This window comes from Porphyromonas sp. C0026D3, from assembly GCF_056590775.1.
This window is the reverse complement of record NZ_JBWPWU010000006.1, coordinates 32266-56808: the sequence shown is the minus strand read 5'-3', so window position 1 is coordinate 56808 and position 24543 is coordinate 32266. Positions and strand designations below refer to the sequence as shown.

The following is a 24543-nucleotide window of genomic DNA, read 5'->3' as shown; positions in this document are numbered from 1 at the left end:
ACAAATTCATAGAATTCCTATTATGAGAAGTTGACCTCCCGCAAAGCAGTGTTGCGTGATGGGATTGCAGAATAAATTACTTAGCCTACTTGAAAGAAAAATAGAGCTGGATGCCAACTTAGCAAAACACCTACAAAAATCAATTCTCCAAGAAGCGATTCAAGGGCGACTTATGCCACAAGACCCGAATGATGAACCAGCATCTGTTCTTCTTGAAAAGATACGAGAAGAGAAACAACAACTATTCAAAGAAGGGAAACTCAAGAAGAAAGACTTGGTGTCGAGTACCATTTACAAAGGAGATGATAACAAGTATTATGAGCAGGTAGGTGGAACTTCTCAACAAATAGAAACAGATTATGATTTTCCTAACCATTGGGAAGTAGTCAGACTTGCCCATATATGTAGGCTTATAGATGGTGAGAAGCGTGAAGGGAACTTCGTTTGCTTAGATGCCAAATACCTCCGAGGCAAATCTACAGGAAATTTACTATCCAAAGGTAAGTTCGTAAGAACAGGGGATAATATAATCCTTGTAGATGGTGAAAATTCTGGTGAAGTTTTCACTGTTCCGCAAGATGGGTATATGGGGAGTACATTCAAACAGTTATGGCTCTCTTCGGCTATGTGGAAACCATATATTTTGGCTTTCATTCTGTTCTATAAAGAGGTTTTGAGAAATTCAAAAAGAGGTGCGGCTATTCCGCACCTCAATAAAGAGTTATTCTACAATCTGCCTATTGGTATTCCACCTTATCAAGAACAGCAGCGTATTGCAAAACGGATAAATGAACTATCGCAGTTGCTCAAATAGTTTTTCTATTTGAGCAACAATGCGTTGTTGTTCTTTAATCGGAGGTAATGGCATTAATATTTCTTTTACTTTTGCTATGCTTACACCACCTATAATGCCCGTTTTATTTAGGTTAAATAGTTCAAAGAACAATGGTGACTGTAGATAATAGTACATGTATTTCCCGATTCCAACAAATGGTGAGAAACAACATAACTTATTCCCAAAACATACATCTTGATTCAGTATTGCAATTTTTCTTCCAGCACTTCCACCTTCAATACACATCAATATTGAGTTATTGGGAGCAAGTCTAAAATCAGGTTCATATTGTTTTGGAATCGCAATGCCATTATCGTAAATAATCCGATTATTAAAACCAATATCCTTAGTTCCAATATAATAACGTCCTATAACATCTGTAAATTTTGATTTCTTTTCAGTTTCACTAATACTGTTGCCAGTGTAAATGTTTGCAATATGAGAAAGTCTTGTCCATACCCAATTCTTGGGAGTTTCAAAAGGTATCTGTTCTGTTATATCTAAGCACTTTTTCCCTACCTGCTCATAATACTTGTTATCATCTCCTTTGTAAATGGTACTCGACACCAAGTCTTTCTTCTTGAGTTTCCCTTCTTTGAATAGTCGTTGTTTCTCTTCTCGTATCTTTTCAAGAAGAACAGATGCTGGTTCATCATTCGGGTCTTGTGGAACAAGCCTCCCTTGAATCGCTTCCTGAAGAATTGACTTGTGTAGTGAAGGCTTCAGTCCTTGATTAAGTTTTTCGAGAAATTCTTGTTTTTCTCCAAATCTGTTAACAACGGGGATAACCTCGGCGATTTTCTTAATTATTCTTTTCTGCTCGGCATAAGGTGGTAGGGGAACGATATTGTTATAGATACTTGCGGTACCAAGTTCTATCTGATTTGTGCTTCCTGAACATCGTTCTTCCAATCCAATCTGTATGAATGGAGAAATAAGATAATAATAAATGTACCTTGAAGAGACAAGTTTGTTAGTTCGTACAACGGTAACATGAGAGTCTGCTACAAACTTGGTGTATTTCTCAAATACATATTTCTCAATATATCCCGTTCTTCCTACTGTACCGCCACCAGTTGAATTAACGATAACATCTCCGACTTGTAGGTATTGTTCTTCTTTATATTTTTCAATAAAGGCTTTATCTGAGAACAAACATCTATCTGTGTAGATTCTATCCCATTGGTTACATTTCTGAGCCATTATAGGAAGAATCTTATCGTTACCATATCTCGGAGATTTTCCTCTGTGAAGATAGTTGCAAATAGTACCGAGCCTACACCAGCTCCATGAAGACGGCACTTCAAAAGGTATCTCCTCGTCTATGCACTTCACCTCACCCGTAGCGAGCAACTTCTCATAATAGGAATTGTCCTCACCACGGTAAATAATAGATTCTTTTTTATCTTTCTTTATTTTCCCTTCTTTTACAAGTTGAGCCTTTTCTGCCCTTATCTTTTCAAGCAGGACAGATGCAGGCTCGTCATTATTGTCTTGCGGCACAAGTTTTCCTTGAATCGCCCACTGAAGTATGCTATTTTTAAGTTGCTTGCCATTCATTGTATTCTATTTGATTTAGAAATTCTCGTTTTTTGTTTTTCTTTCAAGTAGAATTGATATAACTTTTTTCCTATCTTGTCTTTTTTGAAAGTACGTTCATGATTCATTGGTGTCATGGATAAACGGATTTTTGCTACACCTGCATTCAAAATTTCAAGCTGCTGCGGAGTAATCTCAAATTGGGCAGTAAACTTATCTCTGTTATAGGCAATACCATATTACCACTGATGATACCTGCTGATTGAGTCACATTTCCAATTAGTGCTCCTTTCAATTCAAGAAATTCCCCTGTGGATGTTTTTATCTTCATTGTAGGGTTGCTGAGAAAAGTCATTCTATCAGAGCGTACAGTGGCAACTATTGAGTACTCTGTACCTTGTTTTGCGACGCTATACTTCATAGTGCAACCTTCGGCAGCAAGAGCATTATAAGTATAGTCTATAGTTTGAGTTTTAGCTACAAGTCCAAAACACATGCAGAACAGAATTAGTATTTTCTTTATCGTCTTCATATGTAATCTTCACCATTTATACCTAACTCACCATTACCTATTGCTTTTGCAATGTCAATTTTAAGTTCTTCATCATAATCTTTTCCAGACATGAATGCTGTCATTATTCTCAAAAGAAGGTCTTGGTCAATATGCGAAGCGGCTACATGATAAACTATAGCTTCCAACTGGCGCATGACTATGCAAGCCTCCCATAGGTAACCATTTTCATGGAGGAAATATGCTCCTAAAGTTAAGGCTATGCGTTTGTTTCCATCATTAAAATAATGACCAGAACAGAATTTGAATACCAAATACGACAACTTATCTGCAAAGGTCGGGTAATATGAGTCGTTCTGAATAAATTCCAATGTGGCTAATATACCTCCTTCATCGCGAATACCTTCAAATCCGCCATCGCTCGCATCTATCATTTTACGATAGACAGACAGTACTTCGTCGTAAGTGATATATTTTATATCTTCATTCATCTTCTGCTTGCTTTAGTCTTTTGAGAACATCTTTGTTACCTTCCAATATATGGTCGAAATCAATGGATTGATCTCCAATGAAACGTTCAAATTCTTCTGGTGTAACAGCTTTTAGATATTCTGCTATATTTCCGTGATAAGCATCCCTAAAGCTGAAGTCTCTTGATGCCATCTTTGTTCTGGCATCATTAAGGTATGGCTTCTGCATAGGATGCTCAGCCAATTCATTGACGATTTGGGCTACTTCTTCTACAGAGAGCTTTTTATTTCCTTTTTGCTTAAACCTCTCTTGTATAGTTGCACCAACACCATTTTCAAATGAAGATATAACGAGAAGAACCTCTGCATATAACGTGTGTCGCACCTTGTCCTTAATATCCAAACGTAGAATTTCTCTGTATTCTTTTGCATTCTCCTTAAATACAGCTTGATAAATAAAATCTGTTATTTGTGCATACTTGTAAGTTTTATGCCCATCTACATACTGACTAATAGCTGAAGTGAGATTCTTACGATAGTTTTCCTCTGTTATTGCAGCAGGAATGTAGTTTACATCCCTACGATTGATAAACTTCGTGCCACCTCCTGTTTTCTCATTAATCGTTGCAATAACTAAATCCAAAATCAGACTTCTCAATCTCTTCGCTTTTTCACTTTCAGTGAGAAGCATACCAATATTGAGGAATGCTCTGAAATTGAACAATCCAAGCTGGGTAGTTTTGCTCGCCTCATTTATAAGGTGAGCAAATTGCAACTTAAAGTCTTTCAATCGCTTACCCCTACACAAAAAATATCCATTGTGCTTTAATTCGTCCGCATTTGCAGACAAATACCGGTCTATTGTAGATGTATCAACTTCGTAGAAGTCTGCTACCATCTTTTTGGTCAACCAATACTCTCCTTCAAAAAGCATTCCAGAGATGTCTAATTGATTCTGTATCTCGCCTACGGCAAAACGGTTATTGAGTATATTCTGACGCTCAATATTTGATACTGTCAAATCCTTCATTTTAATAAGATTGAAGAGTGTTTATTCTTTTTCTATCTTTATGCCAAGTATTTCTTGTATCTCTACCAATGTACAGTCAATCTCATGGTCGAGAGCAGCACGTTTCTTAAAGTAATCTGCAAGGAGTTCTGCGGGAGGCAAAATTTCCTCTTCATCCTTTGGAAATTTACACTGGTCAAAGTTGCAGTCCAAGTCAAGAAGTTGCTGAGCTGTGAAACAACGGGATTTTTCATCGCCATCTTCACTAATAATCTCCTTACGGTCGTTCCACCAGTCACAGATTGGCTGGCAATGCTCAAGTCTCATCGACTTGGTCTTTGAGAAGTGCTTGTAACCTTCAGGCATGTCAAGGCGAAAGAACCATGTTTTGTCAGTAGAAAATCCTTCTTCCGCTCCATCAACTCGCTCGTTATTGAAGAACAGGATATTGGTGGCAATACTGGTATATGGTGAGAAGATGCTGCCTGGCAGACGGATGATGGTGTGGAGATTGAACTTACGGAGCATCTTTTGCTTGATGGCAAGTTTTGCCCCATCCATGCCAAAGAGGAAACCGTCAGGAACTATAACAGCGGCACGTCCGTCACGTTTCAACCTGTACATGATAAGCACCATGAACAGGTCGGCAGTCTCACTCGAACGAAACTCCATCGGAAAGTTGCTCTTAGCAGCTGCATTCGTGCTTCCTCCGTAGGGTGGATTCATGGCAATAACGTTGACCCTGTCCGTCTCCTTGAAGTCTGACATCTTCGTGCGCAACGAATCGCAATGGCGGATATTCGGTGCGTCCACATCGTGCAGGAGCAGATTGGTGATGGAAAGAAGGTATGGGAGAGGCTTCCACTCTTGCCCGATGACAGACTGCTGGTAGAGTCGCCCGTCATCCGTGGTCTGTACCTGTTTCTGCAGATAGTTTAAAGCCGAAGTGAGGAAGCCGCCTGTACCTGATGTAAAGTCACCAACGGTTTCGCCAAGCACTGGATTAAGCTGTTGTATGATGAAATCCGTCAAAGCTCGCGGTGTGTAGAACTCACCTGCATTACCAGCAGACTGAAGATCTTTGAGTATTCCTTCATAAATGTCACCAAACATGTGGCGGTCTTCAGCATCATCAAACTCAATCTCGTTGATGACATTGATGACCTGACGTAACAGAATACCATTCTTCATATATTGGTTCAAATCCTCAAAAACCTCTTTGACAATAGCCTTGCTGCGAGGGGTCTCACGTGTCACTTCAAGTGCCTTCAGCGTGGGAAAGAGTTTGTCGTTGATAAACGTGAGTAAGGCATCGCCTGTCAGCGCATTGCCATCTTTCTTGTCTACAGCCCAATTCCGCCAGCGCAATTCTTCGGGGATGATGGAATCAAAGGGCTTGTGCTCTTTGCTTGCCTTATATTCCCACGTTTCCTCTTGTGTATCATACACCTTCAGAAAAAACATCCATGTCATCTGCTCAATGCGCTGTGCATCGCCATTGATACCAGCGTCTTGGCGCATGATATTTTGCAGACGCTTTACTATATTGTTTACTGCCATTTCTTTATGCTACTTTATATATTTCGTTTTCAAGTTCTTTTAATGCCTGTTCAAACTTATCCAGTCCGCCGAAAAATTTCACGATTTTCTGCGGTTTACCAATCTTGTTGAATGGAGCGGTATCAAGAATATCAGAGTCTTCAAGGTTCAAGATACCATAATCAGCATATTTGTCGAGAAGAGCCTCCAATACCTCACGTGCTTTGCCTTCGTATTTAGCAAAGTAATTGCGTTTCTTGACATTGTTAGCCCTTTCACGCCTTGTCACAGGTGGCTGGTCGAAGGCCACATGACATATCACATCGAAAATATCGGCATGTGCCAAGGCTGGATTCTTTTCCCTGACAGCATCAACGAGAACGCTATAGTCTTTCAATTCTTCAACAATGGCTTTCTTTCGCTCCGTCTCAGTCCAGTTCTTTACGAAATCGCTTAATGTAGCATAACGTTTTCTGATCTGTTTGCGCGTGAAGTCCGTGATACTTTCTGTACGCATGGTTTTGCCATCTTCACCAAGAATGCTGACTATCTCAGTAGTTATTGCTATTTTCTCTCCCTCAACAAGATACTTGACATGAGGCTCTGAGACAACACTTGACGGTTCTTCTGGCATAGTGTATGGCTTTTCACTTTTCCCTTGCGGGGGGGCCGGGTCGCCATCGAATTTCGGGTCTTTGAACTTCGCTGTGGCATTGCGGAAATCCAATATCTCCAAATGCCACTTTCCTTTGTCTGTCCTCAGTCGGGTGCCACGTCCTATGATTTGCTTAAACTCCGTCATGGAATCTATTTCCTTGTCAATGACTATAAGCCCACAGGTCTTGCAGTCCACGCCCGTAGCAAGCAGCTCTGAAGTTGTAACAACTGTCGGGTAGGGTTGGTCAACATCAATGAAGTTGTCCAACTGTTTCTTCCCCACATTATCATCACCCGTTATGCGCATGATGTAGCGTGCATCCTTTTTACACAAGTCTGCATTCAAATTGACCAACAGGCTCCTCATGGCTTCTGCCTCTTCAATATCCGTACAGAACACGATGGTCTTGGTCATCCTGCCAATTTGTTTCAGCATCTTGGTGATACGCTTTGCGACAATCTCCCTCCGTTTGGTGAAAGCAATGTCTCTGCCTATGTCTTTGCGTTCATATAATCGTTGTACTATATCTCTTCCCAGCAAGTCTTTCTCATCGTCATCAGGTTTGAATCCCTGAAGGTCAATGCTTATATAACTGTTGGTCACTCTGTAAGGAGCGAGGAAGCCATCTTGTATTCCTTGCAAAAGCGAATAGGTAAATATTGGCTCACCAAAATAATCAAGATTATTAGCTCCAGTCTCAGCCTTGGGTGTAGCTGTCATGCCGATTTGGGTGGCAGTATTGAAATACTCTAGCACCTTGCGCCATGCACTATCATCCTTCGCACTTCCACGATGGCACTCATCCACGATGATAAGGTCAAAAAAAGTTGGTTGCACCTGTTTGAAGGGATCATCTATACCTTCTTCATTGGATACAAGTTGGTGATACAATGCCATATAAACCTCATAGGCTGAATCAATGGAAGCCCCTTGTACTTTAGTCATGACTTTTTTGAAAGGTTTGAAGTCTTGCGCCATTGTCTGGTCTATCAGAATATTTCGGTCAGCGAGATAAAGTATCTTTTTCTTTGTGTTAGAGGCTTTCAGACGATGAATAATTTGGAAAGCAGTGATAGTCTTTCCTGTGCCTGTCGCCATTACAATCAGTACTCTGTTCTTGCCTTTGGCAATAGCCTCTATGGTACGTTCAACAGCTATACGCTGATAATAACGAGGCTCGTAGGTATATGGGTCTGAATAATACGGCTGTTCTACTATTTTCAATGCCTCACCACTTAATTGTTTAGCTTTGATAAGTCGTTGATACAATGTGTCAGGTGCAGGAAACTGTTGCAACGAGAGTTCAGTTTCTTTTCCTGTCAAGAAATCATGCTCCAAGAATCCATCTCCATTGGAGCTGTATGCAAAGGGGATATCAAGAATCTGAGCGTATTCCATCGCCTGTTGCATACCTCCACCAAGAGGCTTGTTGTTATCTTTCGCTTCTACAACAGCAAGAGGCTTATTGGCAGCGTGAAATAAGAGATAATCCGCCTTCTTGCCAGTTTGACGTGCATGTATATTACCTTGAAATATCACCCTACCATCGGTAAAATAGTATTCCATTCGGATATATTCGTTTTTCCATCCTGCATTGATTATAGCAGGTGTTATAAAACGCAACTTTATATCTTCTTCGGTCAAATCTTTTTTGCTCATAATTCTTGACTGTATTATCTTCACATAGTATTTTATTATGAGAAGTTTACTATTAGAGAAAACTTATACGAGGAATTACAGCATTACTCTTGCGAGGGTCTAAGTAAATCCCTTATATCGACTTTTAACGCTTCCGCGATATCAAGTAAGTTTTCGAGGGATGGCTGCACTTTGTTGGCACACCACCGAGAAACTGTATTTTCGGTACGACCAATCTCATTTGCTAGCCATTTACCTGACACTTGTTTTTCAGCCAGCACAGCCTTAATTCTATTTATCGCCTTCATTTGTTGATATACTTTCTTTTGTTGTTGAAGTCATAGAATATAAAGATACGCTTTTATGGACGTTACTCCAAGCAAAATTCAAATTTGTTGCTTATAGGGATTAAATTTCATGTGTTTCAATCGGTTTTCTCTAAAAAAGAGTAACTCTGTGAGAATGTTGCACGAAAAACCAGCTCAAGCTATTGCGTATATCATTGGTTGTTAGCACTTTTAGTGTATAATTAAGGGGAGAATATAGTATTGATTTATAGAAACAATAGTTATAGTATTCAAGCAAACAAGCAACAATGCGCCCTCATTTACTGAGGTGTTTACCGAATTAAGAAGTTCTAGAGCACGCAATGAGTTTCCAGAGCAAATTGACAAACTCATTGATTGGAGACCATTTCAAACACTCATAAATAAACAGCTAAATAAGAGAGCTGAAGCGAAAGGCGAACCTACGTATGATGGAGTCCTAATGTTTAAGATCCTGCTTCCGGAGACGTGGTATAATTTGAGTGACCGAGCCGTTGAAGAGCGTATTAACGACTCCATCAGCTTTGGAACGTTTCTTGACATTGATCTGGAACACGTCTCTCCGGATCACAGCACCATTTGCCGTTTTCGCAATGCGATTGTAGAATTTCCAACTCTCATAGAGAAAGGAGCCCTTCAAAAAGGAGTAATGGTATTAGCCGATAAAGGGTACACCTCCAAGGCAAATAGAGAACATCTAGCCGGTCACGGGCTCAAAGATGGGATAATGAGAAAAGCGACAAAAGGGAAGCCTCTTGGTGATAAAGATAAAGAATTCAACCGACAGATAAGCCGGTATCGAAATAAAATTGAACGTACCTTTGGAAGTATCAGACGCCGGTTTCACGGAGGAAGGTGTCGATATCGGGGATTAGCTAAGACGCATGCACAAAATATACTTGAAGCCATTTGCTACAATATCAAAAGGGCTCCCTGGTTATACCTCAATAAAATATTGGAAAATGAAGAAGCCTCTATAAGGGGAGCACTTGTTATGAGATAAGTACTAGAAATCCTCTGTAAAAGCTCATATTTGGAGCTTTTACAGAGGAGAAAATTAAATAGCAAGGCGATTTCTCAAGCCAGACAAGACGAAAAACAGCAAAAAGGTCAGTCCAAAACGTCTAAACTTGAATGTGCAACAGTCTCAAAATGTTTTACGTACATTTGTAGCAGACAAGTATTAATCATAACCAAATAAAGAGGGATCATGGAACAAACAACCAATCATATTGGCAAGAAAATCAGCGTCTTAGGCAAGGTTGTTGACAACAAAGAACTCATGCTGGTACACCTGCAATTGAAAAGGGGAGAACAAATTCCCTCACATGACCATAAAGGACAGGAAGTATACTTCACTATAGTGAAAGGAACTGTGGAAGTTACTCTTGACGATACCGAGGTACATCGTATCAGCACAGGTACCGTTCTACATTTCCCCGGCGAAGCTCATGTAGGCCTAAATGCCATAGAAGAGAGTGATTTTTTCGTTTACCTCATCAACAGACAATGACGTTATGGATATGAAAAAACATCTGCCGCATGTAGACCTTGAAAAACTCGGCAAAATACTCGAGATTAAAGAAGAATACCAACGAGGAGATATTTCATTGGAAGAGGGTAGAACCCGAATAAGAGAGCAAGTTGGGAAAATCTACCCTTATGAAATTGCATTGGCAGAACAGGAACTCAAAACCATTGAAGAGAATGAGTGTCATAAGGAGGATATTCAAAAAATGATTGAGCTGTTTGGTGAAGTGATGGACACTAGTCGCCCAAATCTTCCTCTCAACCACCCTATCATGTGCTACTACAGAGAGAACGATGAAATGCGTCGCTTTATGCTCTCTATAGAAGATCTTGTACAATATCCGATTATCAAGAACCAGTGGCTTGAATTGTACGACCAAATAGCGGCTTTTCGCACTCACCTTTCACGTAAGCAGAATCAGCTCTACTCCATACTCGAACAGAAAGGATTTGACCGCCCAACGACTACGATGTGGTTGCTCGATGACTTTGTACGAGACGAAATACGTGATGCTAAAAGCCTTATTGAAGAAGACAAAGAAGAAGAGTTTTTGGCGATGCAGTCTACTATTGTGGCAGATGTGCGGGACCTTTTACAGAAAGAAGAATCTGTACTCTACCCAACTGCTTTGGCGATGATAACTCCAGAAGAATTCGAACAGATGCGTTCGGGAGATTACGAAATTGGCTTTGCATGGATTGATGTAGGGAAATTCCAAAATACTGACAAAACAGAACCCCAACCCACAACAGTCCCTGACGGTTTTACCTCAGAACTATCTGCGCTTCTTAGTAAATATGGTCTGGGGGGAGACGACACATGCCGTGTTTTCGATGTCACAACAGGTAAACTCTCCCTCGAACAAATCAACCTCATTTACAAGCATCTTCCTATAGATATATCTTATGTAGATGAAAACGAACTCGTTCGCTTCTATTCAGATACCAACCACCGCATCTTCCCACGTAGCAAGAATGTTATCGGACGTGATGTGAAGAACTGCCATCCGCGCACCAGTGTCCACCTCGTTGAGGAAATCATTGCCAAATTCCGCTCGGGTGAGCAGGATAGTGTGGATTTTTGGATTAACAAACCCGGTGTATTCATCTATATTTATTATGTTGCTGTGCGTGATTCAGAAGGACGATTCAGGGGAGTACTCGAAATGATGCAAGATTGTAATCGTATTCGTGAGCTTCAAGGTTCACGTACGTTGCTGACGTGGTCAAATGACATACAAGGAGTAAAATCAATGGAGGCGAAAAAGTCTACTCCAGACAATACGCCTGCTACAAGAGAAGGCTCGATAATAGACCTCTCTGCCAATACTCGCTTACAGGATTTGTTCAAAATCTACCCAAAGCTACGGCAAGATTTGCCAAGCATGAATTCTGCTTTTAAAATGCTCAATTCACCTCTCGCACGCATTATCGTTCCTAAAGCAACCATCGCTATGATGAGCGAGCGCAGTGGCATTTCCATTGATGACATATTTTCTATATTGAAAGAACTCATCGCTAAGTATAAGCGAGAGGAATAAATTCCTTATCCTAAAATAACAGAGAACGAGAGGGTGCAAAATGCCCCCATTTTTCAGTATGACGGGCATGTCATAATGAAAGTAGGTTAGAAAACTTTCGATTCCCAACCCACTCGATTTTCAGAGCCATCTCAGCTCACTGTTAAAAGGAATAAGGTTTTTCATCTGGAGTTCTTTGATTCTTTCTTTGTCCACCTCTATATCATCTTCATCATAGTAGTGAACTGCCATTGAGTATATCTCCTCATCAGCAAAGCCATTACAACCACTTCTTTGCACCTCACTCAAGATGTAGAGAATGCACTCCTCTATGTTCTTATGGGGCTTCTGTAGATTGGGCGCAAACAAAGGGTCTGTCATCGCACGTCCATTAAGGTATTCGGCTATCGTTCGGGTAAATTGTTCTGTTCCTTTCATTGTCTTATCGGTATTGGTGCTGTTACTGCTTGGGTATCTCTACGATTTGGTTGATAGGTCCATAGAGGTAGTTGCGTAGGCTGGTGCGGTCGGGAGCATAGTACTCTGCCCACTGTCCATATTGATTGACGAGGTACTTCTTCAATACATCGATGAAGTCAAATCGCCATCCTTGTAGCGGTACGGCAGAGCGGAAGTAGGTATTGTTATTCACCGCTTCACAGAGCCAATCCTTATCCTCACGGCTCATTCGCTCGTCACGATTAAGCTTTGCCCTCAGGAGATGTACAGAGCTGTCACAAAGGCTTTCCAATGGGGGTACGTCCCAATGGACGAACTTGGTAGCCAACGCCTGCTCTCTTTGTTCAAACTCAGAACTTATGCGGTAATGAGAGGAGGAGCTATATCCTTTTTCTTTCATTGATGATGTCATGTTTACTTTCTGCTTATTCATAAGAGACCTCTTTTATGCGTTCAAAGATCGGAGTATGCCGATTCCTTTTTTCAAGCAAAAACAAGGTAGCGGGGCGAGACGTACACAAGATTTTGGCGAAAAATACTCCCCGAAGCAAACAGCATAGGTGTGGAGATTTTCCAGACAAACCGAATGGTCTGACCTTTGGAAAGCCTTTAAGCCCCATACTACCTTTGCGATGAAAAAGAATCAGCTTCCGATTTGACCACCGCATAACTGGGGAGCTATGACTGAGAAGCAGAAGTGCAATACCTAAACACAAGAAGCAAAAAGGGTGACCAGCCTCAGAAGAGAGCTAGTCACCCAAAGAGTCGTTTCTCTGAAGTGAGAGAAGTGCTATATCATAGCACGTAAAGCAGTATTACGGCTAGTACAACAAGCCAAAAGAGGTAGCGTAGAAGCGTAAATGTGATTTGCAGAACGGTACGAACGATGAATCGTAGTACCACAAAACCAATCAGTATCAATAGAGCTGTTACGACCTGTGCTGTGACTAACTTAGAGAGTAAGTACACTCCACCCGATAGGATACCCATAAGTAGGGAAAGTCGGATGATGCGAGACCATTTGATCTCGTTGCACGGAGTTGTTTTGGGCGCAACTTGTAGAGGTTTCTCTTTATCTGCAGGAACACTTGCCCGTATGAAGGCTGGACTGTACAGGTCTTTGTTCATGAGAGATCTATTCATATTCGGAGTTTTTCAGAGTTCTGTGGCATCACTCAGAAAGAGCCTAATAGAGAGTGTTATATAGACTTCCTTCAAACCGGAGCCCTGCCCGAGCTTTTCAACCTCCCCAATGATGAGATGAAGCAAAACTACGTCTCTTCGATAAAGGACACTGTTATGCTTCGTGACATTGTCGCTAGGTATAAAGTAAAGGATGTGAAGCTCCTAGACGACCTCTTTGTGTATCTAGTCAATAACGCCTCCAACATTATCTCCATCGTCAACTTCTTTAAGTCTCGAAATAGGAAAACCAACTACGAGACGCTCTCCAACTACATTTCTCATCTCGATAGTACTTTCCTCGTGCATAAGGTAGAAAGATATAATATCAAGGGCAAGGAGACTATTTCGGCCAATAACAAGTACTATTTGAATGATTTATGCTACCACAATTACCTCTATTCCGGATTTGGCTATGGGATGGGGCACTTATTGGAGAATGCCGTCTATTTAAGCCTTAGACGAGCCGGATATCAAATCTATGTGGGCACGAATAAAGAGGCTGAAGTCGACTTTGTCGCCATCAAAGGAAGCAAGAGATTATACTTCCAAGTCACGCTACAACTAACAGAGCAAGAGACAATAGAGCGAGAGTACCGCTCTCTATTGTCGATAGAAGATAACTTCAAAAAGTATGTGGTCAGTTTGGATGACTTCAAGCTGCCAACAAATGAAGGTATTGACCATATTTCGGCGTGGGAACTTGACACTGTTCTATAACGCATCAAGCCCAAACTAATGACCGCCCCTTGTTCCAACCAACAAGGGACTTTTTTGTATTCAAGTTCCGCTTCCAAACGCTCAAGAAAAGCAGGCTGAAAGCATCGCAACCCTTTGTGAAAAAATCGAAGAATCACAATCTCATCCCAAGGGCAAGAAATGCTACCTCTTTGATGTCAAATGTTGGATAGAATGGCTGATCTGGGGAATATCTATCGTACTCACCGCCTGCACTATCGGTTGGATGGTCTATCTCCACAATGCCAATCCCTCGAAAGCTACGCCCTACGATATCGCATACTACGTATGGAGCACTCAGTCAGTAACACTTCCTTCGCCCGACTCGATAGCATCTCTGAAATTAACCGCTCTAACGAAGCCATTGCCACTCAGATATAAAATTCCTACCACAATATTTCATCTCATATTGTCTCATCATTATTTATAGGTATTTTTTTTGAAGTCAATGTTTTTTCTGTGTTTTACTATCTTTGCACTTGAACTAATAGTATATACAAAGTGCGATGCAGTCAAGACAACTTAACAGAAGGCAGTATTTCTATGAACTTGCAACTACAAGCAAGAAGTATTTCATTCCTTACATCCAACGGTACAAGCAGGTGGAGAAAGGAATGAAAGTGTTGGAAATAGGTTGTGGAGACGGTGGAAATCTCCTACCTTTCTCATGCATGGGTTGCGATGTCGTGGGTGTGGACATGGCAGAGGGACGGATAAAGGACGCAAGAAAGTTCTTCCAAGAGAATGGAGCAAAAGGGCGTTTCATCGCTTCCGATGTATTCCTGTTGGAGGAACTCAAGCATCAATTCGATTTAATTGTATGCCATGATGTGATAGAACATATTGACGATAAGGAGGGATTTTTGCGCAAGTGTAAACAGCTGTTAAAACAGGGGGGGGGGGATTTTCATGTCCTTTCCTGCTTGGCAGATGCCATTCGGTGGACATCAGCAGATATGCAGAAGCCGCTTCCTATCGCATCTGCCATTCTTCCACCTGCTTCCAACCTTATTTTATGAGTGGATACTAAGGGCTTGGAAAGAGGATGACGGGTGTGTCAGGGAATTGCTGAATATCAAGCAAACCAAATGTTCGATAGAATTATTTGAAAGCACGATGAGAAAAGAAGGTTTTGAAGCCATTGACAGAACATTCTATTTCATCAATCCTCATTATGAGGTGAAATTCCACCTGCGTCCTCGAAAATTATATGCCGTAATTGGAGCAATTCCATATATCCGCAATTTCTTTACAACATCGTGTCTCTATTTTTTAAGGGCCGCAGGAGAGTAGTCTTTCTATGCTCAATGCCAACTTCTTTTTCTTGATTGAAAAGAAACAATGACAGAGGAAAAAGCTGTTCGGTAATATCCTCTATCTTTGTCAAAGATAAAGAGTTCTTTGCCAGCAAAACAAAGCAGAGCATAGCAAATAGAATGGTTGCCAAATCGTTACCCGAAAATCTGCCAGTCGTATGGAACACCCTTGTATAAAGGAATATCGCTTTCTATCCAAACTCACTGAAATTCTCAGATTCCGCCAATCTAGCTTAATCCAAATAGTAGATCGCGGTTTGCCCCCACTAGATAGACTCTAGATAGACATTGAAAAGCATAAACCATCGAAGTTGCTGAGTCAAATATCCCGACCAGTGATTTTTTTTGGTGCGAAAAAGGGTGTAAACCACGTAAAACGTTGGTCTACACCCTTCACTGCGGAAGCGGGGGGATTCGAACTGTTTTGTTTTGGTGTTTGGTGTGTGATTTTTGTACCCAAATTGTACCCAGAAGTGTCGGACTAGAGGGCGTTGAAGCGGTCCATCATCTCCTTTTTCACTCCGTCGGCTATGGCTATGTAGGGCCGCATTGCATCGTAGTCTTTGTGACCCGTCCACTTCATTACGACGTCGGGCGGAATACCTAGCATCAGGGCGTTACAGATGAATGTTCTCCTGCCTGCGTGCGTGCTTAGCATCTGCCACTTTGGTTGAACTCGCTCCACTCGCTTCCCTCCTTGGATTGCTACGGTACGGATAGGCTCATTGATACCGCAATACATACCTACCTCCTTGATGTATTTATTACACTTTTGGTTGCTCAGTTGAGGTATCCGATTGTCGTACTTGTCTAGGAGCTGGCGGCTGTATTTGTTGATGTCTATCCTGAGTGGGTCGGAGGTCTTTTTCGTGACTACTGTTATATACTCTTCCGTGATGTCACTTGGCTGCAGTTTCGTGAGGTCGGAGTACCTTAGCCCTGTGAATGCAGAGATACAGAAAAGGTCGCGAGCTTTCTCAAGATAGGGGTAGGGGAGCTCAAAGGTAAGCATATTCATTAGCTCTTCCCAGTTGAGGAATATCACTGGCTTTGGTATCGTCTTTAGTTGGTTGGTATATGCCTTTGCTTCCGCCCTAACCGTGTGCCCATCTCTCTCTGCAAATGCTAGGAGGGCCTTGATACGCTTGATGTATCCCACTACGGTGCTATTGTTTAACCCCTCCGTGTAGGTGAGGTGTTTTACAAAGCCGTCCATCCACTCGGTGTCGATATCCTCTACCATACAGTCGGGGGAGACTGCGTTTATCTTCCCGATAATGGCTATCACCTTATCATACCCCGACTGTGCCCACTGTCGGACTGGGCCGACCTCCCTCATCATCTTTTCTGCTATAGCCACGAGGGAGGTAGAGCTTGCGGTGGACTTCCCTAGTCGTGTGTTAAAATCGTCCCTAAATCTACTCGCAGTGGGGACTATCCCCTTATCCTCATAGCTGTAAAATATACTCTCCACTGTGTCAATGTAGCTTTGTATGGTCCGATTGATGTAGTTGGCCGGCACCCTCTTCTTTGTGTGGAAGGTATTCGGTCGTACCCGCATCGTATCTCCGTCCCATTTCGCCACCTCCACCTTTAGCCCGAGGAGCATATCCACCCGTTTTGAGTTAAAGGACACTCTCAGCCTAAGGGAGGCTTCTCCGCCCTCCTCTCTGAATGGTGTTATACTATAGGTCCACTTGATCACGGCTGGGGTTGAGTTTTTGGGTTAGGTAACGACTTTTTCATCGATTTGATTATACCTCCTCTGGTATATACTTATGTTGCAAAGACTATTGTTTGGGATCCGACAGCACGTGCTATCATCGGTGACCGGAGCCACCTGCGACAGCTCGTATAGTATCATAAGACAGCCACTCTCCCGGGAGACTTATTTCAGCCTGAGCAATATGTACTCTATAGATGTAGCTCGAAATACGCCTTAAAGTTTTCGATATCACACAGCTTTTCGATGTCAGGTACTTCAATCTCGCACATTTGATAGAGTGCAGTGTACTTTTTCCTTAGTTGCGTATTCCGTTTGGCGAAATCATCATCATACAATGCCCCTTCCGGTTGGTAGTAATATGTCTTCGCTGATGTATAGAAGTCAAGATACATTCTTTTTTCCAGTATACTTTGGCAAGCATCTTTGTCTCCTTTCTGCATTGCTACAAAAAGAGCCTTATTCGGATCATCTACCAGCAGCTCTATTGATTCTCTCATCTTCCTTGCGTCCTTCTTGATCGAGTATATAAGGGAGACAATCCAGCACCAGATGGCAGTCGCAAGTACTATTATTACTAATTCTGTTCCCATATCATTAATCTTCTTGGTGTTTTTATTTCTTGTATCGTTTTAGTGTCTGTGGACAGATGCATCCGCTAGTAGTAGCGCATGAGGGAGACGGCGTGGTAGATGTCTTTGACGTCGGCAAGGTCGAGGGTGAAGTCGGGGTACTTATCGTTGAAGGAGTGGCAGGTGATGGTGTGGTTCTCCACGTCGTGCTCCGTGATATTCTTGATGAGGATGCCCTCCTCTCGTGTGGCGATGATCCATACCTTGTAGTTGTATATATGCAGGCGCCAACTCTTGTAGTAGTCCACCGGTACGTGCTTGGCGAGGATCTCGTCTCCCTCGATCAGGGTCGGCAGCATGGAGTCCCCTGTGACCGTGAAGATGGCATGCTCCTTTGCTTTTGCGCCCGGAGGTGCCATGACGGTCCGCCTCTCCCCCCATTCGTCCGAAAAGACATCCTCGTACCAGCCCGTGCTCCCTGCCATTGCTTTGTAGGGGATGACAGGGACAGTGATCCAGTGGATGGTACTCGGGTCTACCATCTCCGCATTCGGCTCTATTTTTGGCTTTGCGAGCATCTCTCCCTCTCCGGTAAGGAGCCAGTCCTTAGATATCTCGGGGAAAGCATCACAAATGGATAGAACAAATTGTTCTGTGATAATCCTCCTGCCATTCAGTGCCTCTGATACATAGCTTCTTCCCTTGCCTATTCTTTTGGCAAAGTCAGTGTTGTTATAAACCAAACGCATATCAATTAGTTTATCCCTCAGATCGTTAAGTTGTTTAGTATCAATCATATCCCAAGAGTTAACTTTATTTAACTACGAATGTCGTCTATTTATTTTGTCAGTAGACGATTATTGTCTACATTTGTACCAACGATAGAGGTAACAGCGTCACTACTACCTATACAATATATACAAATGTAGAAAATAAAATGAGAATAGACATGAGACAGAGTGACTAGCAACGAAGTGATCGGGGTAACGCCCTTCGAAAGAATGCGAGTGGGGCAAAAGATACAGTACCCCATCGAGCGCAGAGAGACGGTAAATGCGAACCTCGTAAAGGTGAGACTAAAGTATCAAGAGAGACGGTACATAACAGTGAGTGGCACAGACCACATCTATATCATAAGGGACAGATAACCATGCAGACCACATTAACAATAGACACAGCAGTAGACACAGCAGTAGACACAGCGACCAGAGCAGACATCGTCCGAGCGATAGCAGGCGTCATCAGAGAGGCGATATGGGGCTTCGACGATCCCGCCGACGACTCGGGCTGGTACAGCGTGAGCTTCGACACCGTCTCCGACGATGACAGGTACAGCGTCAGCGGTGAGGTACTGGCGTGGTACCATACAGAGTACGAGCCACAGACGTACGACTACCCGGGATACAGCAGCCGGACACCCGACCTGAGACGGGTGGAGATCATAGACCTACGCTGCTACGACAACCACGATATATACAGCGAGGTCGACCTCGCAGAGCCGATCACCCTCACCGAGATACTTGACCGACTATGACACCGACCGACACCACCCCGACCCCGAGCCTACACTACGACATCGCCCGCAGTCTGGACACGACTGTAGACAGGGCCATAGAGCTACGGGACGCCATCGACAGGGCGATCCACCACACCACAGAGGCCATCTACGCCACGAGCCACGACCGCACCGCCGCACAAAAGCTCCACGAGCAGCTGGGCAAGCTCAGGGTGCTGGAGCTGACGGCGGACCACCTCAAGACACTACTCAACGAGCTATGAAATCCATCATCATCTACCTGCTTATCGGCATCACCGTCGTACTGATAGGGCTGGATAGCACAGACATTCTCGCCCTACTCGCCACAAAGGTACTGGCACTGCTCAGCGGGTACATCACCTACAGACTGATCAAACTATGGGACATCCAACCGACAGACGACTGATCGACCTCACCGAAAGCGACCTCGTGGAGCTCATCCGGCAGGTGGTCCTATCCACGACCACAGCGACCACGCCAAGTGGCGCGTCATCCAATATAGTCAGCGGCAGGGCAAACATCGCCAAGGCTCTCGGCATATCCGTAGACACGTTGGACAGACGCATACAGGACGGCACGCTCAAGCGGGCGATCCGCAAAAACGGCCGCACCATCATCTGCGACATCAATAAGGCGTTCAACGACTTCAACGACATATGGCAATGAAAACACAACTAAAAAAAACAGAGACACATACCATGGCACAGACACAGATTCAGACACAGACACAGACGGGCGAGATCAAGACCACCTACACGGTAGGCGACAATGAGGTCACACTGACGGCAAACACCGTCGCCAACTACCTCACACGGGGCAATGGCAAGGCCACCCCGCAGGACATCATCATGTTCATCAGTCTTTGCAAATTCAACCGACTCAACCCCTACCTCAACGAAGCATACCTCGTCAAGTACGGCACACAGCCCGCACAGATGATCACCTCGAAAGAGGCGTACTTCAAGCGGGCAGAGGAGCACCCGAGCTACAAGGGCATCCGCTCCGGCGTGATCATCCTGCGTGGCGAGGAGGTGCTGGAGGTGGATGGCACATTCCTAGCCCCCGGCGACCTGCTGCTCGGCGGGTGGGCGACGGTCTACCGCAGTGACCGAGAGTATCCGGTCATCGCCAAGGTCAACCTCAGCGAGTACGACAAGCGTCAGAGCGTCTGGAACGAAAAAAAGTCCACGATGATCGCCAAGGTCGCCAAGGTACAGGCACTCCGTGAGGCGTTCCCCTCTCTACTCGGGACAATGTACACCGCCGAAGAGGTGAGCCCCACGCAGGATGGCGAGGCACTGTCGGACGACGCAGAGGCAGAGGCAGAGGCAGAGGCAAGCAGCCAAAGCCAAGCCGCTGCCGCAATGAAAAAAGCCAAGCAGGCGATGGCAAAAGCGGTATCGGAGGAAGCAGAGAGTACTCCAGAGGTGCCACAAGAGGTAACAGCGACGGCAGCGCCTGAGGTGGTGACAGTAGAGAGCAAAGAGAGCAAGTAAATAGTGTCAATAACGGGCTGAAATAATCGGTGTATGAAGCATTTCTATTTCACGTATCAAACGGAAATGTTTTACGTACCAAACAGAATCGTTTGATACGCCGATTATTTTGGCTCCCTGTTCGGGCGGACACATGGGTCCGCCCCTACACAGAGCAGTTTAGAGATGATTGTAACTAAGAAATTCACGAGCCGAGAGGACTGGCTCGAGAGCCGAACGGCAGGTATCGGGGCAAGCGACATCGCTACGATTGTGGGGCTCAACCCCTACGAAACGCCCTACTCCCTTTGGCGAAGAAAGCTGGGGTTGGACCCTGCAAAAGATGAAACCCTGCCGATGAAGCTGGGGCACCTGATGGAGGACACGGTCGCCACCCTCTACGCCGACGAGACGGGGGCGGTGATTGACCCCGAGAGTGTGGGCGACTTCATCGTGTACGACAGCGAGGCACCGCACCTGAGGGTGTCGCCCGACCGCTTCGCCACGAGGGCGGACGGCACTCGGGAAGTGGTGGAGATCAAGACCACACAGATGACGGTAGACCCCGACAACCTCCCCGAGTGGTGGTTCTGCCAACTGCAGATGAATATGGGCGTGACGGGTATCCACGAGGGTACGCTGGCATGGCTCACGGCGGGGCGCAATTTTGGCTACCGGCACATCAAGCTGGTACCCGAGTTCTACGACTTCCTCAGGGAGTCTGCGGAGTGCTTTTGGTGTGAAAACGTCAGAGGACGAAAAGAGCCCAAGCCCATCCATAGCGAGGACATCCTTGCGAAGTACGGCATCGGCACCAAGGGCAAGGAGGTGGTGGCAGAGATGAGCACCTACCAAGCGTGCCAACGCCTCAAGATGCTAAGGGACCAAATCGCACAGCTCGAGACGGGCAAAAAAGAGCTCGAGGAGGAGATCAAGCTCGCCATGAGCGACGCTACAGAGCTGGTCTTTCACGGTGAGCTGCTGGCTACCTGGCGGGGCACAGGGGGCGTGAGTGCGTTCGACCGACAGGCGTTTGAGCGGGACCACCCCGAGCTGGCAAAGCAGTACACCACCGAGAAGCCCGGAATGAGGAGGTTCCTCCTCAAGTGAAGCGACTGGAGATAACCGCCATAGCCAACTATGTACACGTAGTCGACCCGGTGCGCTACCCCGGCGAGAGCAAGGCGTACTACCGCCTCGACGTACTCATCCCCAAGCAGGATGCCGGCACCCTCTACGACCTCGATGAGCACATCCGGAGCCATGCGCCCAAGTGTGACGCAGGCGACCTCCTCAAGGACGGCGACCTCCTCAAGGAGCACACACTCTACAAGGGCTGCTACTACTTTACCGCCAAGCGCAGCGAGAGCATGCGGGAGCCACCGCAGGTGGTGGGCACGCCCAGAGATGGCGCGACCTGCACCCTCACCCTCACTCCGCTCAGGCACGTAGGGCGCACGGGGCCGGGCATCACCTACAGACTGGATCGTATCATTTTTCAATAACCAATAACTAATAACCAACCAACAAAAAGTATGAATAATCAACTCGTAATCACAGGTATCATCACACACGTACTCCCCATGGAGAGTGGCGTAGGCAAGTCAAGCGGCAAAGAGTGGCGCAAGCAGACCGCGGTACTGCAGACACAGGAGCAGTACCCGAGGCACATCGCCTTCGATCTATTCAACACCCGTATCGTACCCCTGCAGGTAGGTCAGTCGGTACAGGTGCAGATCTCCATCGAGAGCCGTGAGTATCAGGGCAAGTGGTACACCAATATCAATGCCCTCGCCATCACCCCCACCCCCGCCGGAGGAAGCGACTACCAAGCTCCACTGCCACAGCAGGCTCCCATGGCACCACAGCAGGCACAGCCGACAGGCGGCACCGCCCACTACGACAACCGGGGCAATGAGCTGCCCTTTTGAATGGCTCATGATGTACGGGCGGACCCACGTGTCCGCCCGAGCAAGCCCTAGGAATATCTATGCCATGAAGAAGCGAATATATGTCAGTGGATCGATCAGTGGTCGCCTGCCCGAGGATGTGTGTGAGGACTTTGAGCGAGCCGAGGAGAAGTTGGAGTTGCTAGGCTGGGAGGTGGTGAATCCTTTGGCAGATGGACTGACCGACGCCCATACGTGGGAGGAGCATATGCGAGCAGACCTGCGGTTGCTACTGGACTGCGATAGGATAGCCCTGCTACCGGGCTGGGCTCGTAGCCGAGGTGCCTGCCTAGAGAGGCGGGTGGCCCGTGAGCTGGGAATGCCAATAATCTATCTATAAGACAAAACAAGACAAACTACAACCATGGAAGAGAAGAAATACAAGCTACTAGAGAATGAAACAATAGAGGTGGACGGGCGGACGCTGTACCGTATCGAAGCCCTGAGAGCCTTTAGATTAGTCAACAAAGGGGAAAAGGGGGGCTATGTCGAGAGCGAAGCGAACTTGTCGCAGGACGGCGACTGCTGGGTGTTCGGCGAGGCGAAAGTGTACGGCAATGCGGAAGTGTACGGCAATGCGGAGGTGTACGGCGATGCGAAAGTGTTCGGCTATGCGAAAGTGTACGGCGAGGCGAAAGTGTACGGCAATGCGGAAGTGTACGGCAATGCGGAGGTGTTCGGCGAGGCGAGAGTGTTCGGCTATGCGAAAGTGTGTGACTATGCGGAGGTGTACGGCAATGCGGAAGTGTTCGGGAAAGGGGATGTGTTCGGCCATGCGAGAGTGTACGGCAATGCGCGGGTGCACGGCAATACACTGGTGTACGGCTATGCCGAAGTGTTCGGGGAAGCGGAAGCATACGGGGACGCAATGATTTATGGGACAGCTCGAGTGAGTGGGGATGCCAAAGTCGAAAGCGACAAGGACTATATCGTTTTTAAAAACTGGTGGAGCAGTGGCCGGTACTTCACCTGGACACGGAGCAACAACAGGTGGCGGGTCGGTTGCTTTCACGGCTCGGGCGAGGAGCTGGTCAAGAAAGCCTACTCCGATAGCGAAAGGAGTGGGCAGGAGTACGAGCGAATTGTGAAATATGTAGAGGAGATTTTGGAAGATGAAAGAGAGTAAGCAACTAAAAGAGACAGGTGCGTCGTATTGGTACGTGGAGCGTGAGGTCTCATTCTATGATAAGTTAAGCCATTCGTACTTAAAGACCACAATCTATGAGGAGTGGGAGGGGAGAGAGAAAGAGGAGGTAGAGGTAGGCGATACGGTGGTTATACTCAAGTATGGAATAAAGGGGATAGTTAAAAGCGTTGAAAAATATAGAGATGGGGTGTTAAACGTGGTTGTGACGATAGGGAACGACATAGCTCAAATGACCTCTAGACAAATTGGAATTTTAGAGAAAGGGAAAAAGATGAAAAAGGACAAACAGCAAGAGCTAAAGGTCACCGACCTACGGATCGGCGACAAGGTGAGCGATAAGCGCACTGGCTTTGAGTTTGTCGTGACGGGTATCTTTTGGAATTTGAGCTGGCAACTAGACCAAGCGTGTTTGTCTCTGGACTTTGAGGGAAGCGAAGCGGGGGCGTTTGAGTGCAGGCTGGACGAAGTGGAGAAAGTAGGGGGCAAGTAATCAACAACCAAACACAGAAGAGAGCTATGAAAAAGGACAAACGACAAGAGATAGCAAAGCTGACAGATGAGATCGGAGAGAGTGTCTCTATGATTGAGGATTGGATGAGTGATGTAGACAAAGCCACGGGTAAGGTCTTCAACAAACTCTCCAAGATAGAGCGTCTCTTGTGGGAAATGGAGGAAACGACGGTCGTCGAGGATGTGACGAAGATGACAAAGCTCTACAGGCGTATGCGCCAAGCGCAAAAGGAGGGTGACAATACATTAGTGGACATACTCCTAGAGCAGATCGATACGCTGGTGGAATAATGAGAAAGGCGGTGGAGGAGTGTGCGAATGAACGGTATGCTCTGAATAATAAATACCCATTGTGGGACG

Annotated in this window: 29 protein-coding genes and 2 pseudogenes; 18 read left to right on the top strand and 13 right to left on the bottom strand. The window is 45.2% G+C overall.

The features are described 5' to 3' along the window. Positions 1 to 58 precede the first annotated feature (58 nt). The gene (locus tag AC1EK1_RS06090) at positions 59 to 814 is read left to right on the top strand and encodes a restriction endonuclease subunit S (protein WP_480306201.1); all 756 of its coding nucleotides are present in this window, start codon (positions 59 to 61) and stop codon (positions 812 to 814) included. On the opposite strand, the gene AC1EK1_RS06085 is transcribed toward AC1EK1_RS06090, so the two are convergent. From AC1EK1_RS06085 to AC1EK1_RS06055, 7 genes are all read right to left on the bottom strand, one after another. Then, on the bottom strand, positions 794 to 2395 hold the full coding sequence (locus tag AC1EK1_RS06085; RefSeq protein WP_480306202.1) for a restriction endonuclease subunit S: 1602 nt from the start codon (positions 2393 to 2395) through the stop codon (positions 794 to 796). The two genes, AC1EK1_RS06090 and AC1EK1_RS06085, sit on opposite strands and share 21 nt — an antisense overlap. A gap of 145 nt (positions 2396 to 2540) precedes the next feature. Beyond that, on the bottom strand, positions 2541 to 2906 hold the full coding sequence (locus AC1EK1_RS06080; RefSeq protein ID WP_480306204.1) for a hypothetical protein: 366 nt from the start codon (positions 2904 to 2906) through the stop codon (positions 2541 to 2543). Beyond that, positions 2903 to 3376 carry a type II toxin-antitoxin system death-on-curing family toxin gene (locus AC1EK1_RS06075; protein ID WP_480306205.1) on the bottom strand — a complete coding sequence of 158 codons (474 nt, stop codon included), beginning with the start codon at positions 3374 to 3376 and terminating at the stop codon, positions 2903 to 2905. The genes AC1EK1_RS06080 and AC1EK1_RS06075 overlap by 4 nt, the downstream gene beginning before the upstream one ends. After that, positions 3369 to 4385: a DNA-binding protein gene (locus tag AC1EK1_RS06070; protein ID WP_480306206.1), complete on the bottom strand. Its 1017-nt coding sequence runs from the start codon at positions 4383 to 4385 to the stop codon at positions 3369 to 3371. Before AC1EK1_RS06070 ends, AC1EK1_RS06075 begins: the two co-directional genes overlap by 8 nt. A gap of 21 nt (positions 4386 to 4406) precedes the next feature. Further along, positions 4407 to 5924, bottom strand: a complete 1518-nt coding sequence (locus AC1EK1_RS06065; protein WP_480306207.1) for a class I SAM-dependent DNA methyltransferase — start codon at positions 5922 to 5924, stop codon at positions 4407 to 4409. Positions 5925 to 5928: 4 nt separating this feature from the next. Continuing rightward, positions 5929 to 8220: an EcoAI/FtnUII family type I restriction enzme subunit R gene (gene hsdR, locus AC1EK1_RS06060; RefSeq protein ID WP_480306208.1), complete on the bottom strand. Its 2292-nt coding sequence runs from the start codon at positions 8218 to 8220 to the stop codon at positions 5929 to 5931. Between the two features lie 83 nt (positions 8221 to 8303). Then, positions 8304 to 8507 (bottom strand): helix-turn-helix transcriptional regulator, encoded by a 204-nt coding sequence (locus AC1EK1_RS06055; protein ID WP_234200983.1) that lies wholly within the window; start codon positions 8505 to 8507, stop codon positions 8304 to 8306. Positions 8508 to 8814: 307 nt separating this feature from the next. On the opposite strand from AC1EK1_RS06055, the gene AC1EK1_RS06050 reads away from it, so the two are divergent. From AC1EK1_RS06050 to AC1EK1_RS06040, 3 genes are all read left to right on the top strand, one after another. Then, positions 8815 to 9528: a transposase gene (locus AC1EK1_RS06050; protein ID WP_480306209.1), complete on the top strand. Its 714-nt coding sequence runs from the start codon at positions 8815 to 8817 to the stop codon at positions 9526 to 9528. A 207-nt stretch (positions 9529 to 9735) separates the two neighbouring features. Next, positions 9736 to 10038, top strand: coding sequence for a cupin domain-containing protein (locus AC1EK1_RS06045; RefSeq protein ID WP_480306210.1), 303 nt, complete (start codon positions 9736 to 9738; stop codon positions 10036 to 10038). A gap of 4 nt (positions 10039 to 10042) precedes the next feature. Next, on the top strand, positions 10043 to 11596 hold the full coding sequence (locus AC1EK1_RS06040; protein ID WP_480306211.1) for a DUF438 domain-containing protein: 1554 nt from the start codon (positions 10043 to 10045) through the stop codon (positions 11594 to 11596). 135 nt (positions 11597 to 11731) lie between these two features. Here AC1EK1_RS06040 and AC1EK1_RS06035 read toward each other — a convergent pair. The 3 genes and pseudogenes from AC1EK1_RS06035 to AC1EK1_RS06025 form a co-directional block, all read right to left on the bottom strand. After that, positions 11732 to 12013, bottom strand: a pseudogene (locus AC1EK1_RS06035) (PcfK-like family protein); the annotation flags it as partial. A gap of 22 nt (positions 12014 to 12035) precedes the next feature. After that, entirely contained in the window at positions 12036 to 12467 is a 432-nt protein-coding gene (locus tag AC1EK1_RS06030; RefSeq protein WP_480306212.1) for a hypothetical protein, read from the bottom strand. A 362-nt stretch (positions 12468 to 12829) separates the two neighbouring features. Further along, complete coding sequence (locus AC1EK1_RS06025; protein ID WP_480306281.1) at positions 12830 to 13162, bottom strand: hypothetical protein; 333 nt, start codon at positions 13160 to 13162, stop codon at positions 12830 to 12832. Positions 13163 to 13294: 132 nt separating this feature from the next. On the opposite strand from AC1EK1_RS06025, the gene AC1EK1_RS06020 reads away from it, so the two are divergent. Together AC1EK1_RS06020 and AC1EK1_RS06015 are read left to right on the top strand one after the other, a co-directional pair. Then, complete coding sequence (locus AC1EK1_RS06020; RefSeq protein ID WP_480306213.1) at positions 13295 to 13936, top strand: ATP-binding protein; 642 nt, start codon at positions 13295 to 13297, stop codon at positions 13934 to 13936. Positions 13937 to 14460: 524 nt separating this feature from the next. Continuing rightward, positions 14461 to 15247: pseudogene (locus tag AC1EK1_RS06015) on the top strand (class I SAM-dependent methyltransferase). A 504-nt stretch (positions 15248 to 15751) separates the two neighbouring features. Here AC1EK1_RS06015 and AC1EK1_RS06010 read toward each other — a convergent pair. From AC1EK1_RS06010 to AC1EK1_RS06000, 3 genes are all read right to left on the bottom strand, one after another. Further along, positions 15752 to 16975 carry a site-specific integrase gene (locus tag AC1EK1_RS06010; RefSeq protein ID WP_480306214.1) on the bottom strand — a complete coding sequence of 408 codons (1224 nt, stop codon included), beginning with the start codon at positions 16973 to 16975 and terminating at the stop codon, positions 15752 to 15754. 209 nt (positions 16976 to 17184) lie between these two features. After that, positions 17185 to 17586 carry a hypothetical protein gene (locus AC1EK1_RS06005; RefSeq protein WP_480306216.1) on the bottom strand — a complete coding sequence of 134 codons (402 nt, stop codon included), beginning with the start codon at positions 17584 to 17586 and terminating at the stop codon, positions 17185 to 17187. A gap of 65 nt (positions 17587 to 17651) precedes the next feature. Beyond that, on the bottom strand, positions 17652 to 18314 hold the full coding sequence (locus tag AC1EK1_RS06000) for an XRE family transcriptional regulator (protein WP_480309165.1): 663 nt from the start codon (positions 18312 to 18314) through the stop codon (positions 17652 to 17654). A gap of 401 nt (positions 18315 to 18715) precedes the next feature. Between AC1EK1_RS06000 and AC1EK1_RS05995 the strand changes: the two genes are divergently transcribed. From AC1EK1_RS05995 to AC1EK1_RS05940, 12 genes are all read left to right on the top strand, one after another. Further along, entirely contained in the window at positions 18716 to 19099 is a 384-nt protein-coding gene (locus AC1EK1_RS05995; protein ID WP_480306220.1) for a hypothetical protein, read from the top strand. After that, positions 19096 to 19344, top strand: a complete 249-nt coding sequence (locus tag AC1EK1_RS05990; RefSeq protein ID WP_480306221.1) for a hypothetical protein — start codon at positions 19096 to 19098, stop codon at positions 19342 to 19344. Before AC1EK1_RS05995 ends, AC1EK1_RS05990 begins: the two co-directional genes overlap by 4 nt. Further along, on the top strand, positions 19341 to 19508 hold the full coding sequence (locus AC1EK1_RS05985; RefSeq protein WP_480306222.1) for a hypothetical protein: 168 nt from the start codon (positions 19341 to 19343) through the stop codon (positions 19506 to 19508). Before AC1EK1_RS05990 ends, AC1EK1_RS05985 begins: the two co-directional genes overlap by 4 nt. After that, entirely contained in the window at positions 19481 to 19768 is a 288-nt protein-coding gene (locus AC1EK1_RS05980) for a DUF3853 family protein (protein WP_480306223.1), read from the top strand. Before AC1EK1_RS05985 ends, AC1EK1_RS05980 begins: the two co-directional genes overlap by 28 nt. Next, the gene (gene bet, locus AC1EK1_RS05975) at positions 19759 to 20598 is read left to right on the top strand and encodes a phage recombination protein Bet (RefSeq protein ID WP_480309164.1); all 840 of its coding nucleotides are present in this window, start codon (positions 19759 to 19761) and stop codon (positions 20596 to 20598) included. Before AC1EK1_RS05980 ends, bet begins: the two co-directional genes overlap by 10 nt. 165 nt (positions 20599 to 20763) lie before the next feature. Then, on the top strand, positions 20764 to 21687 hold the full coding sequence (locus AC1EK1_RS05970) for a YqaJ viral recombinase family nuclease (RefSeq protein ID WP_480306225.1): 924 nt from the start codon (positions 20764 to 20766) through the stop codon (positions 21685 to 21687). Further along, complete coding sequence (locus tag AC1EK1_RS05965) at positions 21684 to 22082, top strand: hypothetical protein (RefSeq protein ID WP_480306226.1); 399 nt, start codon at positions 21684 to 21686, stop codon at positions 22080 to 22082. Before AC1EK1_RS05970 ends, AC1EK1_RS05965 begins: the two co-directional genes overlap by 4 nt. A 30-nt stretch (positions 22083 to 22112) precedes the next feature. Beyond that, positions 22113 to 22508, top strand: a complete 396-nt coding sequence (locus tag AC1EK1_RS05960) for a DUF3127 domain-containing protein (RefSeq protein WP_480306227.1) — start codon at positions 22113 to 22115, stop codon at positions 22506 to 22508. A 64-nt stretch (positions 22509 to 22572) separates the two neighbouring features. Then, a complete protein-coding gene (locus tag AC1EK1_RS05955) occupies positions 22573 to 22866 on the top strand; it encodes a DUF4406 domain-containing protein (protein ID WP_480306228.1) in 294 nt (97 codons plus the stop codon). Positions 22867 to 22890: 24 nt separating this feature from the next. Continuing rightward, on the top strand, positions 22891 to 23652 hold the full coding sequence (locus AC1EK1_RS05950) for a hypothetical protein (protein ID WP_480306229.1): 762 nt from the start codon (positions 22891 to 22893) through the stop codon (positions 23650 to 23652). Further along, entirely contained in the window at positions 23639 to 24163 is a 525-nt protein-coding gene (locus AC1EK1_RS05945) for a hypothetical protein (RefSeq protein ID WP_480306230.1), read from the top strand. The genes AC1EK1_RS05950 and AC1EK1_RS05945 overlap by 14 nt, the downstream gene beginning before the upstream one ends. 26 nt (positions 24164 to 24189) lie before the next feature. Next, entirely contained in the window at positions 24190 to 24474 is a 285-nt protein-coding gene (locus tag AC1EK1_RS05940; protein ID WP_480306231.1) for a hypothetical protein, read from the top strand. The last annotated feature ends 69 nt before the right edge of the window (positions 24475 to 24543 follow it).